Annotated in this window: 13 protein-coding genes and 1 pseudogene; 3 read left to right on the forward strand and 11 right to left on the reverse strand. The window is 55.6% G+C overall.

Going from position 1 to position 13,706, the window contains the following annotated elements; translation table 11 throughout:
* Window positions 1-28: 28 nt before the first annotated feature.
* The 10 genes from KW828_RS16125 to pdxB all read right to left on the reverse strand — a co-directional run bounded on the left by KW828_RS16125 (window position 29) and on the right by pdxB (window position 9,983).
* A complete protein-coding gene (locus tag KW828_RS16125) occupies window positions 29-610 on the reverse strand; it encodes a UbiX family flavin prenyltransferase (RefSeq protein WP_218337326.1) in 582 nt (193 codons plus the stop codon).
* Window positions 611-707: 97 nt separating this feature from the next.
* The gene (gene purF / locus KW828_RS16130; protein WP_218337327.1) at window positions 708-2,225 is read right to left on the reverse strand and encodes an amidophosphoribosyltransferase; all 1,518 of its coding nucleotides are present in this window, start codon (window positions 2,223-2,225) and stop codon (window positions 708-710) included.
* Between the two features lie 181 nt (window positions 2,226-2,406).
* Entirely contained in the window at window positions 2,407-2,895 is a 489-nt protein-coding gene (gene cvpA, locus KW828_RS16135; protein WP_088219301.1) for a colicin V production protein, read from the reverse strand.
* Window positions 2,896-3,249: 354 nt separating this feature from the next.
* Window positions 3,250-3,924 (reverse strand): cell division protein DedD, encoded by a 675-nt coding sequence (dedD, locus tag KW828_RS16140; protein WP_218337328.1) that lies wholly within the window; start codon window positions 3,922-3,924, stop codon window positions 3,250-3,252.
* Entirely contained in the window at window positions 3,914-5,182 is a 1,269-nt protein-coding gene (gene folC / locus KW828_RS16145) for a bifunctional tetrahydrofolate synthase/dihydrofolate synthase (RefSeq protein WP_218337330.1), read from the reverse strand. The genes dedD and folC overlap by 11 nt, the downstream gene beginning before the upstream one ends.
* A 68-nt stretch (window positions 5,183-5,250) precedes the next feature.
* Window positions 5,251-6,165: an acetyl-CoA carboxylase, carboxyltransferase subunit beta gene (gene accD, locus KW828_RS16150; protein WP_218337331.1), complete on the reverse strand. Its 915-nt coding sequence runs from the start codon at window positions 6,163-6,165 to the stop codon at window positions 5,251-5,253.
* A gap of 103 nt (window positions 6,166-6,268) precedes the next feature.
* Window positions 6,269-6,928 carry a DedA family protein gene (locus KW828_RS16155; RefSeq protein WP_218337333.1) on the reverse strand — a complete coding sequence of 220 codons (660 nt, stop codon included), beginning with the start codon at window positions 6,926-6,928 and terminating at the stop codon, window positions 6,269-6,271.
* Between the two features lie 25 nt (window positions 6,929-6,953).
* Window positions 6,954-7,766 (reverse strand): tRNA pseudouridine(38-40) synthase TruA, encoded by an 813-nt coding sequence (gene truA, locus KW828_RS16160; RefSeq protein ID WP_218337334.1) that lies wholly within the window; start codon window positions 7,764-7,766, stop codon window positions 6,954-6,956.
* On the reverse strand, window positions 7,766-8,779 hold the full coding sequence (locus KW828_RS16165; protein WP_218337335.1) for an aspartate-semialdehyde dehydrogenase: 1,014 nt from the start codon (window positions 8,777-8,779) through the stop codon (window positions 7,766-7,768). The genes truA and KW828_RS16165 overlap by 1 nt, the downstream gene beginning before the upstream one ends.
* 67 nt (window positions 8,780-8,846) lie before the next feature.
* Entirely contained in the window at window positions 8,847-9,983 is a 1,137-nt protein-coding gene (pdxB, locus tag KW828_RS16170) for a 4-phosphoerythronate dehydrogenase PdxB (protein ID WP_218337337.1), read from the reverse strand.
* Between the two features lie 104 nt (window positions 9,984-10,087).
* Between pdxB and flk the strand changes: the two genes are divergently transcribed.
* Window positions 10,088-11,095, forward strand: a complete 1,008-nt coding sequence (flk, locus tag KW828_RS16175; protein WP_218337374.1) for a flagella biosynthesis regulator Flk — start codon at window positions 10,088-10,090, stop codon at window positions 11,093-11,095.
* A 44-nt stretch (window positions 11,096-11,139) separates the two neighbouring features.
* On the opposite strand, the gene KW828_RS16180 is transcribed toward flk, so the two are convergent.
* Entirely contained in the window at window positions 11,140-12,570 is a 1,431-nt protein-coding gene (locus KW828_RS16180) for a 6-phospho-beta-glucosidase (protein ID WP_218337338.1), read from the reverse strand.
* Between the two features lie 199 nt (window positions 12,571-12,769).
* Between KW828_RS16180 and KW828_RS16185 the strand changes: the two are divergent.
* Together KW828_RS16185 and KW828_RS16190 are read left to right on the forward strand one after the other, a co-directional pair.
* Window positions 12,770-13,132, forward strand: a pseudogene (locus tag KW828_RS16185) (hypothetical protein); the annotation flags it as partial.
* A gap of 4 nt (window positions 13,133-13,136) precedes the next feature.
* Window positions 13,137-13,664, forward strand: coding sequence for a YbjP/YqhG family protein (locus tag KW828_RS16190; protein WP_218337340.1), 528 nt, complete (start codon window positions 13,137-13,139; stop codon window positions 13,662-13,664).
* Window positions 13,665-13,706 lie beyond the last annotated feature (42 nt).

Consider the following 13,706-nt stretch of genomic DNA (forward strand, 5'->3'; position numbering starts at 1 on the left):
CAGAATTGCCCCTTAACGGGGCAGCGCACTACTTTGAGGCATTCCCGCCCTGCCAGCGAGTGAAGAGATCGGCGGGCAGTTCAATATCAAACTGATCCAGCACGCGGTTGACCGTCTGGTTAATCACATCATCCAGCGACTGTGGCCGGTGGTAAAAGGCCGGTACTGGCGGCATGATCACCGCGCCCATTTCGGCGGCCTGGGTCATGATGCGCAGATGCCCGAGATGCAGCGGCGTTTCGCGCACGCAGAGCACCAGTGGACGGCGCTCTTTCAGTACTACGTCCGCGGCGCGGGTGACCAGGCTGTCGGTATAACTGTGCACGATGCCTGAGAGGGTTTTCACCGAGCACGGCAAAATGACCATGCCCGCGGTTTTAAAGGAGCCGGAGGAAATAGAAGCGGCAATGTCGCGGGAATCATGCACCACATCCGCCAGCGCCTGCACGTCTTTGAGGGAGAGATCGGTTTCCAGCGCCAGGGTCTGACGGGCGGCGTTGCTCATCACCAGATGGGTTTCCACACCGGCAACATCTCGCAGCACCTGTAATAAGCGCACGCCGTAAATGGCGCCGCTGGCCCCGGAGATCCCTACTATGAGTCGTTTCATGTCCATCGCCCTTTCGCTAATTTGCTGAGGACTTTGCAGGATTTTGGCAGGAGTTGCAACCGCCCTCTCCGGCAGGGAGAGGGCCGGTGTGAGGGCATTACCCCTCGTTATGCATTTCTAAACTTTCCACTTCGTTCTGACGCAGCAGCGCTTTGGTATCATCGTTACGCACGGCGTCGAGATAATCCAGATACTGCTGATCCACGTCTTTGGTGACGTAGATACCGTTAAACACCGAGCATTCGAACTGCTGAATATCCGGGTTCTCGGCACGCACAGCGTCGATCAGATCGGTGAGATCCTGGAAAATCAGGCCGTCAGCACCGATGATCTGACGGATTTCATCCACTTCACGGCCATGCGCGATCAGTTCAGTCGCGGTCGGCATATCAATGCCATACACGTTCGGGAAGCGAATTTCCGGCGCGGCAGAGGCGAGGTACACTTTTTTCGCCCCGGCTTCACGGGCCATCTCGATGATCTGCTCAGAAGTGGTACCGCGCACGATAGAGTCATCTACCAGCAACACGTTCTTGTCACGGAATTCCGCACGGTTGGCGTTCAGCTTACGGCGCACGGACTTACGGCGCAGCTGCTGGCCCGGCATGATGAAGGTACGGCCAACGTAGCGGTTTTTCACGAAGCCCTGGCGGTACGGCTTATCCAGAATACGGGCGATTTCCAGCGCAATATCACAGGAGGTTTCCGGGATCGGGATGACCACGTCAATATCCAGATCTTCCCACTCGCGGGCAATTTTCTCGCCCAGCTTTTTACCCATATTCACGCGGGCGCTGTACACGGAAATCTTGTCGATAAAGGAATCCGGACGCGAGAAATAGACGTACTCAAACAGGCACGGATTGCTGACCGGGTTTTCCGCACACTGACGGGTATACAGCTGGCCTTTTTCGGTGATGTACACCGCTTCGCCAGGTGCCACATCGCGCAGGAATTCAAAGCCCAGCGTATCCAGGGCAACGCTTTCGGAGGCCACCATATATTCGGTGCGGCCATCGGCGAGATCGCGTTTACCGAGTACCAGTGGACGAATACCGTTGGGATCGCGGAAGGCGACCATACCGTGGCCGATGATCATCGCCACGCAGGCATAGGCCCCGCGGATCTGACGGTTGGTGGCGGCAACGGCGGCAAAAATGTTATCCGCTTCTAACGGGTAGTGGCGGAAGTTATCCAGCTCGCTGGCAAAAATATTGAGCAGGATTTCAGAATCGGAGGTGGTGTTAATGTGACGGCGTTTTTCTTCGAACAGACGCTTACGCAGCTCGTGAGCATTGGTCAGGTTGCCGTTATGGGCAAGCGTGATACCGTACGGCGAGTTAACGTAAAAAGGCTGCGCTTCTGAAGCGCTGGAGCTGCCCGCAGTCGGGTAACGCACATGGCCGATACCCATGTTCCCCTGCAAGCGCTGCATATGGCGGGCTTCAAATACATCGTTCACCATGCCGTTGGCTTTACGCAAACGGAAGCAGTTAAGCTCATCAATGGTGATAATGCCTGCGGCGTCCTGACCACGGTGTTGCAACACCGACAATGCATCATAAATCGACTGGTTAACCGGCATGAAACCGGCGATACCGACAATACCGCACATACTTATATTCCTCGTTAAGAGTTTGGTTTATTAGGCGTCATTGTCGCAGCCAGTTTGAACGCGGACAGCGCGCAACAACCGGAGCGTACACGGAGTACGCGAGGATTGTGAGCACTGCCCAGGTTCAAAATGGCAAGAAAAATAGCCTAATGGACCAAACTCTAAGCCACGTCTCAGAGCCTTACGCCCTGGGCAAGAAACTTGACGAGCTTTGCAGATAGTCAAAGAACCACCTGATGATAAAACTAAACTGCGGGATCAGCTGCGACTTTTGCCAGTCTTCGCTTTTGGAAAAGCCGGTGAAGGTATCGAGAAAGAACAGAATGGCGGCGACAATCAGCGCACCGCGCAGCGCACCGAAGCAAATCCCCAACACCCGGTCAGTACCCGACAGGCCGGTTTTCTCGACCAACGTACTGATAACGTAGTTAACAATAGCGCCGACGATAAGCGTCGCGATAAACAGCACCGCGATAGCAATCCCATTTCGAACCAGTTCGTCTTCAAAGCCCGTGAACCAGACTGACAGGTAAGTGTAGTAATGACTGGCGACAAAGAAAGCACAACCCCATGTCACCAGCGATAACGCTTCACGAACAAAGCCACGGATAAGGCTAACCAGACAGGAAAAACCAATTACCGCGATGATGGCGTAATCAATCCAGACCATATGTGTCCCACGATTAATCGCCCTGTCGTCCAGTTCGGGGCGAATTCTAACAGAAAAAGAAAACGTTTGCGTAGGGATTTCCTTCCCGCGCGTAAATAAAAATGGCGCTGAAAAAATCTTCAACGCCAGCACAAACCAGGCCTCTGCGGGCGGGGTTTTTGTGCATTTTTTCTTCTCCCCTCACCCCGGCCCTCTCCCCAGGGAGAGGGGGAAGGAAGTCTGCGATCGTTCCCTCTCCCCCCAGGGAGAGGGGGAAGGAAGTCTGCGATCGTTCCCTCTCCCCCCAGGGAGAGGGGGAAGGAAGTCCGCGATCGGTTCCCTCTCCCCCGGGAGAGGGTTAGGGTGAGGGGAAAATCAGTTCGGGGTATACCCCATCACCACGCCGCTTAAGCCGGAGATCTGCTTCAGTTCGCCAAGCGATCCTTTAAGCTTCTCTTTCGACGCATCCGGGCCAACCAGGATGCGGGTAATTTTACCCTGCACCGGCGTGCCAGGAATGGTGAATACCCGATACCCTGCGCCGCGCAATTTGCCGGTCACTTCATTGACCTTATCGGCATTCTTCAGCGCGCCCAGCTGCACGACATACGCCTTACCCGTCGGCGCAGGCTTCTCTTCTTCGACCTGTTTGGGCGGCGGCGTCGTCGCTGCCTGTTGCTGAGCAGTATCACGCGTCTGCGGTTTCGGTTTTTCCACCGGCTTAGGTTTCGCTGCCACGACCGGCTGCGGAACATCGTCAATTTCGGGATTATTCGCCGCCAGACGTGAGGCATCCAGCGACGGTGCCGCGGCATTGCCGGCGCGAACTTCTTCCGCCGCGCCTTCCGGCGGCTGCGCTGGTAGCGCCTGCGTGGCCGCCGGCAGCATATCCGGTTCGTCGCGATCGCCTGGTTTTGGCACTAACGGGATCGCCGCAAACTCATCCTGATAATGTTTTTTTTGCCCGTCCAGCAGCCCCGGCAGCACAATCACGCCCAGCGCCACCAGCACAATGGTGCCCATTAAACGGTTCTGAAACTTACTCGCCACCGGTTCTCCCCGCGTCCATCGCTTCCATGACATGTGCTACGGTGTGGAAGGATCCACACACCAGCACGGTATCTTCTGGTCTGGCATCTGCCATTGCCGCCCGCCACGCCTGTTCGACGGTGTCAAAGGCGCTGCCGCCGTTAAGGTGCGTCAGCAGCTGTTCTGCCGTCGCGCCCCGCGGCCCTTCCAGAGGGGCACAATACCAGCTATCGACCTGGCTCTCCAGACAGGCGAGCGTTCCGGCAATATCTTTATCATGCAGCATGCCGACCACCGCCAGCACGCGTCCGTTTTGCGGCAGCGCCGCCAGCCGTCCGGCCAGATAAGCCGCCGCATGAGGGTTGTGCGCCACATCCAGAATAACGCGTGGCGACTGGCTTATTGTCTGGAAACGACCCGGTAAAATCGCCGTCGCGATCCCGTCGCGGATCGCCTGTTCACTGATAGTAAGCCCGCTGGCGCGCAGGGCGGCCAGCGCGGTTGCCGCGTTGGGCTGCGGCACCTGCGGTAAGGGTAGATCAGTCAGCTCACCGCTGGCATCACGAAAACGCCAGTGCGCACCTGTTACCTCATACTGCCAGTCGACATCGCGGCGCAACAGATGCGCGCCCTTCTCACTGGCGACATCGGCAATGCTCTGCGGCATATCCGGCTCGCCGACCACCGCCGGTTTGCCTGCGCGAAAGACCCCGGCTTTTTCACGACCAATACTCTCGCGGTCCGGCCCCAGCCAGTCGGTATGATCCAGCGCAATGCTGGTCACTACGGCGACATCCGCATCGACAATATTGGTGGCATCAAGACGACCGCCGAGGCCGACCTCAAGGATCACCACATCCAGCCCGGCCTCTTTGAACAGCCATAGCGCGGAGAGCGTACCGTATTCGAAATAGGTTAACGAGGTTTCGCCACGCGCCGCTTCGATGGCGGCAAACGAGCGGGTATGATCGCTTTCTGCCAGCTCTTTCCCCTGCACGCGCACGCGCTCGGTGTAACGCACTAAATGCGGTGAGCTGTAAACGCCCACCCGCAGCCCTGCCGCCAGCAGCACGGACTCCAGCGTACGGCAGGTGGTGCCCTTGCCGTTAGTACCGGCGACGGTAAAGACAAAAGGTGCAGGTTTGAGAACGTCGAGCGTGGCCGCTACGGTCTGGACGCGCGCAAGACCCATATCAATGGTTTTGCTGTGCAGGTTTTCCAGATAAGAAAGCCACGTGGCCAGGGGCGACGTGGCTTGAGGAATGCTTTTCGTTTCCATGATGCCCGGCTTGAATGCAGTTGAAAAAGTAAAAAGGCAGAGCATCTTCGCTCTGCCCTTCGATTTTATCAGGCTTCGCTTTCCTGATCGGGAACCGGCGGAACCACGATGCTTTCACGCGGTGCATCCGGGTTTGGCGACGGCAGATTCATCAGCTTCGCCAGAACGCTCGCCAGCTTAAGGCGCAGTTCCGGACGACGCACGATCATGTCGATAGCGCCTTTTTCAATCAGAAACTCACTGCGCTGGAAGCCCGGCGGCAGTTTTTCGCGCACGGTCTGCTCGATAACGCGAGGACCCGCAAAGCCGATCAGCGCTTTCGGTTCAGCGATGTTCAGATCGCCCAGCATCGCAAAGCTCGCGGAGACGCCGCCCATGGTCGGGTCGGTCAGCACGGAGATATACGGCAGACCGCGTTCCTGCATCTTCGCCAGCGCCGCAGAGGTTTTCGCCATCTGCATCAGTGACATCAGCGCTTCCTGCATACGTGCGCCACCGGAAGCGGAGAAACAGATCAGCGGGCAATTGTCTTCCAGCGCCTGTTCAACCGCGCGAACAAAGCGAGCACCAACCACAGAACCCATCGAACCGCCCATAAAGGCGAATTCAAACGCTACGGCGACAACCGGCATATTGTGCAAAGTGCCTTTCATCACCACCAGCGCGTCTTTCTCACCGGTTTCTTTCTGGGCAGAGGCCAGACGGTCTTTGTACTTTTTGGAATCACGGAACTTCAGCACATCTTTCGGCTCAAGTTCGCTACCCAGCTCCACCATCGATCCTTCGTCCAGCAGGCTGTGCAGGCGGTTACGCGCTGACATTCGCATGTGGTGATCGCATTTCGGGCAGACCTCAAGGTTACGCTCCAGTTCGGCACGGTAAAGCACCTGACCGCAGCTGTCACATTTGGTCCACACTCCCTCAGGAATGCTTGCCTTGCGGGTGGGGGTAATATTGCTTTTAATTCGTTCAATCCAGCTCATTGATGACCTTTATGCATGAACCTGGTAGCCCATAAATGGGGCACATTAAAACATAACACTCGGCAACTTGGGACAAAAAAGTGGTCGAACCGCTGTTGGGTTCTTACTTTGTCTGTCGGGCTGCTGCGCGTCGGTGACGAATAATTTCGATTACGCCTGGCAGGATCGAGAGCACGATAATTGCCACGATGAGCAATTTCAGGTTCTCCTGCACAACGGGCAGATCACCGAATAAATAGCCAGCATAGGTGAAGAGTAACACCCATAACAGCGCCCCGATGACGTTATATGCCGCAAAATGACGATACGACATATGCCCCATTCCCGCCACAAAAGGCGCGAAAGTTCTGACGATCGGCACAAATCGCGCCAGGATAATCGTCTTGCCGCCGTGCTTATCGTAAAACGCATGGGTTTTATCCAGATAGCTGCGACGGAAGATTTTCGAGTTCGGATTACTGAACAACTTTTCACCGAACAGGCGTCCGATGGTGTAGTTCACCGCATCACCAAGGATAGCCGCCACAATCATCAGCGCCACCATCAGATGCACGTTTAAATCATTGGTCGGCAGGGCTGACAGTGCGCCGGCAACAAACAGCAACGAATCTCCCGGTAAGAACGGTGTCACCACCAGCCCGGTTTCACAGAACAGGATCAGGAACAGGATGGCATAAACCCAGACGCCATATTCCGCGACCAGTTCTGCCAGGTGCACATCAATATGTAAAATAAAATCAATCAGAAAATAAATCAGATCCATGTCTTACGCCTTCGTCTGAATGCATTTAGTCCGCTAAAAACAGCGGACCCATTGGCGGGCGTGGCAGCTCGAAGCGGTCGGGATAATCCACCGCTACCAGATACAAACCTTCCGCTTTCGCCGTTGCTGCCGCGAGCGTTCTGTCCTTCGCCGCCAGCAGTTCTGCTATCCAGCTCTCCGGCTGGTTGTTGGCACCTACTTCCATCAGGCTACCGACAATATTCCTGACCATATGATGTACAAAGGCATTGGCTTTGATATCGACCACCACATATGCACCAAAACGCGCCACGTTAATGTGCATCACGTTTCGCCACGGCGTGCGCGACTGGCACTGCACCGCCCGAAACGAGGTAAAGTCATTTTCACCAATCAGCGCCTGGGCCGCACGATGCATCCGTTCGGCATCCAGAGGATGATAATAGTGAGTGACGCCGCGTCCGAGTACCGCTGGACGCAAACGATGATTGTAGATGACGTAGCGGTAACGGCGGGCCGTGGCGCTAAAGCGTGCATGAAAATCATCGGGCACATTTTTTACCCAGCGAACCGCGATGTCACCAGGTAAATTCGCATTTACGCCCAGCGTCCAGGCGGCATCTTTGCGCTGCACGTGGGTTTCGAAATGTACCACTTGCCCGGTACCATGAACGCCAGCATCGGTACGCCCGGCGCAAAACACCGTGATCGGCTCATCCGCCACTTTCGAGAGCGCCGTTTCAAGCTTTTCCTGCACGCTGCGCACTTCATTCTGCCGCTGCCAGCCGTAATATTTACTGCCGTCGTACTCAATGCCGAGCGCAATCTTGCTGACGGGCTTTGCCTGCGCGTCGGACATTAGTACATGTACTCCTGCACCAGCTTCTCGGCGATTTTCACCGCCATCAGCGCGCCGCCAAAACGGACGTTATCAGCCACCGACCAGAACTGGATCTGCTCCGGCATACCGTAGTCGTTATGCACACAACCTACGGAAAGTTGCGGATTGCCGGAGGCGTCGCCCACTTGCGTCGGGAAGTCGTTGGCCGGAGAAAGCACAATATCTTCGCCGCGATCGAACGCATCCCGCGCTTCTTCCGCTGCCAGCGGACGCAAGCCTTCGAAGCTGACCAACTGCGCCAGACCGTAAAACACCGGTGAACGCACGCAGTTAACGGAGATCATCAGGCCCTCGTCCTGCATGATTTTACGCACCTGATCCACCACCACACGGGCTTCACGCACGCTGCCTTCACCGTCCGGCAGCATCGGCAGCATGTTGAACGCCAGCTGGCGGCCAAAGAAATCGTCTTCATCAACGGGGATGCCGTTGAGCAGCTTCGCGCTCTGCCCCGCCAGCGCATCCACGGCGACTTTGCCCTGGGAGGACGCTGACAGCAGGCTGGTCACGGCGATACGCGACAGGCCGCCTTCGTCGATCAATGGCTTCAGGGCGGTGAGTAGCTGACTGGTGAGGCTATCCGCCACCGCCACGATATTGCGGTTGCGGTAATCCGCCAGCACGAACGGGTTCACATCGGGCACAACCAGCGGTACGTCCGGCTCCAGTGCAAACAGACCGCTGGTGTCGATCACCAGGCAACCTGAATTGGTGGCGTCGTCAATGTAACGGGCGGAGGCTTCCGGCCCGGCCACGAAGAACGCCAGCTGCACTTGCGTCCAGTCGAATTCTTCGGCATCGGTCACGTAGACCGTTTTGCTGTTAAAACGCAGGGCTTTACCGGCGCTTTCACTGCGCGCCAGGGCGAAAATCTCGCCTGTCGGGAATTCGCGCTCTGCAAGAGTTTCAAGAAGCGCTTCGCCTACGGCGCCGGTAGCGCCCAGGATGGCAATATTCCAGCCTTCAGACATGGTGGTTTACTCCAGACAATAGCAATACGCTCCCCTGCCCACAGGCGGGAGAGCGACAGAAAATGAGTTAGCGTGTCGGGTGATGAACGGCGTTAAAGCCGAGCTGTTGCAGTAAGGTCGCGGCCTGTGCGTCATCACACTGAATGTACAGCGATGACCACTCACGACGCTCAAGATAGTTTTTGCGCAGCCTGTCAAATTCACCCGGAATGCCCGCCACTTTTCGCAGTGGCGCATCATCGCGGCGCACATCATACACCAAATGCACCAGGCGTTTCAGCGTTGGCTCATCGAGCGGGCCGTGCAGCGTGATGCGGCCAAACTCCGGGGCGGGTAGCAGCGTATCCAGCGCCACCTGCTGACGCTGGCCGAGAAATTCGCTGTAGGCCTCAAACACCTGCGTAGTGCCGCGCGCTTTGCCTTCCAGGGTGTAACCGGCGATATGGGCGGTGCCGATGTCCACTTTATCAAGCAGCGCAACGTTCAGATCGGGTTCCGGCTCCCACACATCCAGCACCACGCTGAGTTCCTGCCCGGCGTTCAGTCGTGTCAGCAGCGCGGCATTGTCGACCACCGGCCCGCGACAGGCGTTGATTAAAATAGTGCCGGGCTTAAGTTTTGCGATCAGCGCTTCATCGGCAAGATGCAGCGTTTTGTACGGACCGTCTTTGAACAGCGGGGTGTGGAACGTCAGGATGTCGGCGTCCTGCACCAGTTCGTCGAGCGAACGGAAGTCGCCCTCATCGCCACGATCGGCGCGCGGTGGATCGCACAGTAAGGTGCGCACGCCCAGCGCCTCCAGACGTGCCTGCAAACGCGAGCCGACGTTGCCCACGCCCACAATTCCCACGGTTCGATCGCGCAGGCTAAAGCCATCGCGTTCGGCCAGCATCAATAGCGCCGAAAAGACATATTCGACCACCGCAATGGCATTGCAGCCAGGGGCCGCTGAAAAGCCGATGCCCGCCTGCGCCAGCCAGGTTTCATCAACATGATCGGTACCGGCGGTCGCCGTGCCGACAAACTGGATCGCGGTTCCGCTGAGCAGAGATGCATTGACCTTCGTCACCGAACGCACCATCAGGGCATCGGCGCCGTTCAGTTCCGCCACCGGGATCGGGCGGCCAGGGACAGGTTTTACCTCTCCCAGACGACTGAACAAATCACGGGCATAAGGCATATTTTCATCAACGAGAATTTTCACGTTCCAGTACCTGTATGATAACGAGAGATAAGCGTGCAAGTGTGCCATAATCTCGCCGCCAGGCATACCGAGAATGCCGACCACCGTTACGAGGATTTTGAATGATGCAACCCATCCAGGGTGTGCCGGTGCGCCCTCCAGGGCAAGACCCAACTCCCCCCGCCAGTGCGGCGGGCGAACAACCGCTCTCCTCGCAACAGCGTACTGTGCTGGAGCGCCTGATCACGCGCCTGATCTCCCTGACGCACCAGCAGGGCGCGGAAGTGTGGGCGGGCGTGAAGCACGATTTAGGATTAAAGAATGAAAATCCGCTGCTGTCGAAACACTTTCCGGCAGCGGAACAGAGTCTGAATCAGCGACTGGATAACGCCAGTCAGCAGCACGCTAACCGCCAGGTGCTGTCCCGACTGACCGATCTGTTAGGCCAGGGCAATAACCGCCAGGCGGTGAGCGATTTTATCCGCCAGCAGTTTGGCCAGACGGCATTAAGCCAGCTGTCGCCGGATCAGCTGAAAACGGTGCTGGTGATGCTGCAAAAAGGCGAGCTGAATATCCCGCAGCCGCAGCAACGCCCGGCCACCGATCGCCCACTGGTGCCCGCCGAGCACAACACGCTCAATCAGGCGGTGACGAAGCTGGCTGCCGCGACCGGCGAGTCCGGCAAGCAGATCTGGCAAACTATGCTGGAGCTGTCCGGCGTGAAGAGCGGAGAGCTGATCCCGGCGAAAAACTTTGCCCCGCTGATGACCTGGCTACAGGCGCGTCAAACGCTCAGCCTGCAACCCGCGCCGACGCTGCATACCTTGCAGGCCGCGCTCAAGCAGCCGATGGACGGCAACGAATGGCAACATATTCAGGATTATGCCCAGCAGACGTATCAGCTCACGCCGCAAAGCGTACTGACCAACGCTCAGGTGCAGGATCTGCTTAATTTTGTTTTCCTGCGACGTTCCGAGCGTGGGCAGGAAACACTGGAAGTGCGCGATATACAGCCGATTTACAGCCCACTGTTTGCGCCAGTGATGGAAACCGTGAAAACGCTTTCTGCTCGTCCGGGGCTGATGTTTATTGCCCTGATGATAGCGTTATTGCTGGTGTGGATAGTCATTTAACTGCACTGCCGGGTAGATTTCGCTACCCGGCATGGGTTTACGGCTTACAGATCCTCGCCGTTACTTTTAATCACATCGCGATACCAGTTGAAGGATTTCTTCTTACTGCGCGCCAGCGTGCCATTACCTTCATTGTCTTTATCGACATAAATAAAGCCGTAGCGTTTTTTCATCTCGCCAGTGCCTGCCGAAACCAGGTCGATACAGCCCCACGGCGTATACCCCATCAGATCCACTCCGTCCTCCACCACCGCTTTTTTCATTTCGCGAATGTGGTTTTCAAGATAGTCAATGCGGTACTGATCGTTCACCGTGCCGTCCGGCTCCTGCTCATCAATGGCGCCAAATCCGTTCTCGACGATAAACAACGGCAGCTGATAGCGATCGTAGAACCAGTTCAGGGAATAGCGTAAGCCGACCGGATCGATTTGCCAGCCCCAGTCCGATGCTTTCACATACGGGTTTTTCACCAGGCTTTTGCTTTCGTCATAATCGAGATGCGGATTATCGTCCGTCGCTTTAGTGGCAAAGGACATGTAATAGCTAAAGCCAATATAATCGACGCAGCCGCGGGTCAGGATCTGACGGTCCTCCTCAGTCATATCGAGATTAAAAGCTTTCTGTTCGAAGTAATTTAAAATATGCGGCGGGTAATAACCGCGCACATGCACATCGGTAAACCAATAGCGGCGATGCATGGCGCGCACCGACATCATCATGTCATTCGGATCGCAGGATAATGGATAAATCGGGCACATGGCGATCATGCAGCCAATCTGGAATTGCGGATTAATAGCGTGGCCCGCTTCCACCGCCAGTGCGCTGGCTACCAGCTCATAATGCGCCGCCTGATACATGATTTTTTCGCGATCTTCACCGGGCTTATAATGCAGGCCGGAGTTAGTGAAGGGTGCAAAATCCTCGTGGAAATTCGCCTGGTTATTTATTTCGTTAAAGGTCATCCAGAATTTAACTTTATTCTGGTAGCGGGTGAATACCGCTTTGGCGAAACGAACAAAGAAGTCAATCACCTGACGATTGCGCCAGCCGCCGTATTCGGTGACCAGATAATAGGGCATTTCAAAATGCGAGAGGGTGATCACCGGTTCGATATTATATTTCAGGCACTCATCGAACAGATCATCATAAAATTGCAGCCCGGCTTCATTTGGCTCCAGCTCATCCCCTTTCGGGAAAATACGCGTCCAGGCAATGGAGGTGCGGAAGCATTTAAATCCCATTTCCGCAAACAGCTTAATATCTTCTTTATAGCGATGGTAAAAATCGATGCCGTCGTGGTTGGGATAATATTTGCCTTCGATCACCCCTTCGGTGATCTCACGCGGGACACCATGACGACCTGCGGTCATCACATCCGCCACGCTGACGCCCTTCCCTCCTTCGCGCCAGCCCCCTTCCAGTTGATGCGCCGCGACCGCGCCGCCCCAGAGAAAATCCGCTTTAAATCCTGGCATGCTTACCCCCTTTTCGTTGATAACTCAAAGAGAATAACAACGACACGGCAGCTTTACCGGATCGACATCACATTATTGGCCTGTTTTACATTCGAAATTTCAGGATGTTCCCTGTTCATTTTTCGCATGTTCGGCCACATTCCCGACAGTGCAGGTTGATAATCTGAGAAGCGTATTTTCTAATTAACAGGGACTGTCAATGAGCTGGAATAAAACGGTTGCGGCAAATTATGCCAGAACGCACGCGGGGTCTCACTCGCAATCGAAATGCGCGGAATATACCCGAAAAGCGATTCAGGCAGGCGGCGTAAATCTTAGTCATACCTTTCATGCCAAAGATTATGGAGTACTTCTTAAGAACGCAGGCTTCAGTGCCACAGGGACGTTTGAAACACCTCGCGAAGGAGATGTCATTGTCATTCAGCCTTATACAGGCGGAAATCACAGTGGTCATATGGCCATATTTGACGGGCAACACTGGTATTCTGATTTCAGACAACGTGATATGTGGACAGGCCCAGGCTATCGTGCTGCTAAACCGCCCTATGTTATTACAGGAAAAATTAATGAGACCGCTACTGGCATTTATAAGCGTCCTGCTGCTTTGCAGTTGTTCAGGCAGCCGCGGGGGCAGCACGCTGGAGGTTAAACAGTTTTATCAGGCCTGGATAACGAATTATGCCAGGGAACCGCAGACAGCTGACGCACCGGCACTATTACAACGCTATGTAGCCCATGACCTGATCGATCGTCTGGTATTAATTAATGGCTTTTATGAACAGGAGATCGTGAATTCTGATTATTTTATGTATGTGCAGGATTATGCCCCCGAGTGGATCTCTCATTTACGGGTAAGCAAGGCGCAACCGTATCTGGGTGGTGAAAAGGTTAACGTTCAATTGGGCGGTTCTGACGCGACAGCCTCCATGCAACTTGATGTTTATACCCGTCGCGAGGAAGGACGCTGGAAGATTTATCGCGTGCGGGATGCAACCAATCACTACGAACATCCCGTCTACAGTGCAGGTGCCATTGCACGTGCCAGCGCATGGTCCGCAGCAATCGCCCACGACTACGAAAAAGCTCAGCCATAAAAAAAGGAGCCATCAGGCTCCTTTTAGATCATTGCACGTTGA

Origin of the sequence: Enterobacter sp. ENT03, from assembly GCF_019218745.1 — a bacterium.
In the GTDB taxonomy this organism is placed as follows: Bacteria; Pseudomonadota; Gammaproteobacteria; order Enterobacterales; family Enterobacteriaceae; genus Enterobacter_D.

Coding starts and splice junctions, on each gene's coding strand:
- KW828_RS16125 (WP_218337326.1), bottom strand. CDS start 610: ATGAAACGACTCATAGTAGGGATCTCCGGGGCCAGCGGCGCCATTTAC.
- purF (WP_218337327.1), bottom strand. CDS start 2,225: ATGTGCGGTATTGTCGGTATCGCCGGTTTCATGCCGGTTAACCAGTCG.
- cvpA (WP_088219301.1), bottom strand. CDS start 2,895: ATGGTCTGGATTGATTACGCCATCATCGCGGTAATTGGTTTTTCCTGT.
- folC (WP_218337330.1), bottom strand. CDS start 5,182: ATGGAAACGAAAAGCATTCCTCAAGCCACGTCGCCCCTGGCCACGTGG.
- accD (WP_218337331.1), bottom strand. CDS start 6,165: ATGAGCTGGATTGAACGAATTAAAAGCAATATTACCCCCACCCGCAAG.
- KW828_RS16155 (WP_218337333.1), bottom strand. CDS start 6,928: ATGGATCTGATTTATTTTCTGATTGATTTTATTTTACATATTGATGTG.
- truA (WP_218337334.1), bottom strand. CDS start 7,766: ATGTCCGACGCGCAGGCAAAGCCCGTCAGCAAGATTGCGCTCGGCATT.
- KW828_RS16165 (WP_218337335.1), bottom strand. CDS start 8,779: ATGTCTGAAGGCTGGAATATTGCCATCCTGGGCGCTACCGGCGCCGTA.
- flk (WP_218337374.1), top strand. CDS start 10,088: ATGCAACCCATCCAGGGTGTGCCGGTGCGCCCTCCAGGGCAAGACCCA.
- KW828_RS16180 (WP_218337338.1), bottom strand. CDS start 12,570: ATGCCAGGATTTAAAGCGGATTTTCTCTGGGGCGGCGCGGTCGCGGCG.
- KW828_RS16190 (WP_218337340.1), top strand. CDS start 13,137: ATGAGACCGCTACTGGCATTTATAAGCGTCCTGCTGCTTTGCAGTTGT.